Genomic DNA, 1,130 nt, shown 5'->3' on the forward strand with positions numbered 1-1,130 from the left:
TTGAGGATTTCAAGTGCGCGGCTGGCTGTCGGCTGCCCCGGTGGGCCACCATACCTGCCTGCGCTTGCTTGTCTCACAATCCACCAGATCAAGAATCCTAAACCGACCAGTAATACAAGAGTGAAAATGAGGCTAATTATAGCGCCGAGTTCCCCGGCGCCTCCAAAGCCACCCCCGCCTCAGAATGGGCAAAACATAATGATTCCTCCTTTAAGGTGCAAGTGTTTTTAAGTAATCGATGGCATCGTTTAAATCTTGATCCGACATATGCCAGCGGGGCATGTTCGAGCTTAATGTACCGCCTTTTTCATCCTGCCCACGTGTTACCGCTCTCTTAATAAGGTCATTGTTAAAGCCTTCTTTTTGTAATTCCTTATACGTTATGTTTGGAGCTATAAACCTACCCATCATCACCGTTGTGCCGCCTCGTCCATCTGGGCCATGGCAATTTGCACAACCCCCGTCATGCATCTGAAACCAGAACGGGCCACCGGTAACGGTTATCGTGTCTCTCGAGCTTGTCCCCGTAAAGAATATCTGCTCGCCGTTGCTTGAGAAACTACCTTGAGCTATTGCACCCGGGCCTCGAAACGGTGCCCGAACGGTACCCGGCTGACTTGGCGTAAATGAGTAATAATTAAAAACGATAACACCAACAAGCCCAACTACAATAAGGATGATTGCTGTTGGTAAAAGCCACTTCATAGTTAACCTCCCATTTTTCTTAAGTTTATCCGGTTATACCCAATCATTCTCCGGGTAAACTAACTATCAGCACTAAGGCTTGGATTAAGCGGTTTTATGTAATTGATTCAAAAATGTAAAAGGTTTAGATTTTAGTTGAAGAGGGTACATAACAACAAGCGGTTGTTTTATAAACCGGAGTAACGAAAAGAGGTGATCTCACATGATGTGGGGCTGGGGAAGCCTATTTGGTATCGGAGGTATTTTCATGATGCTCGGGATGATCCTATTCTGGGGCCTTGTAATATTCGGAATCGTCTACGCTGTTAGAGCGCTTGGCGGCACTACGGGCGCTGTTCGTTACGAGAACAGAAATACCGCTCTTGAGACTCTAAAAGAGCGCTATGCAAAAGGCGAGATAGATACCGAAGAGTATGAAGAGAAGA

The 1,130-nt window shown here is 46.5% G+C and carries 2 protein-coding genes; one reads left to right on the plus strand and one right to left on the minus strand.

Annotated features, from left to right (window positions below; translation table 11 throughout):
- Positions 1-210: 210 nt before the first annotated feature.
- On the minus strand, positions 211-705 hold the full coding sequence (locus COY37_RS00230; RefSeq protein ID WP_286677907.1) for a c-type cytochrome: 495 nt from the start codon (positions 703-705) through the stop codon (positions 211-213).
- A 202-nt stretch (positions 706-907) separates the two neighbouring features.
- Between COY37_RS00230 and COY37_RS00235 the strand changes: the two genes are divergently transcribed.
- Positions 908-1,130 (plus strand): SHOCT domain-containing protein (locus COY37_RS00235; protein WP_286975439.1); only part of this gene is annotated, 223 nt, incomplete at its 3' end.

Origin of the sequence: Candidatus Aquicultor secundus, assembly GCF_002791875.1 — a bacterium.
Lineage (GTDB): Bacteria > Actinomycetota > Aquicultoria > Aquicultorales > Aquicultoraceae > Aquicultor_A > Aquicultor_A secundus.

What these genes read in the sequence shown, in the direction of transcription:
- COY37_RS00230 (WP_286677907.1), bottom strand. Translation starts at nt 705, where the DNA reads ATGAAGTGGCTTTTACCAACAGCAATCATCCTTATTGTAGTTGGGCTT.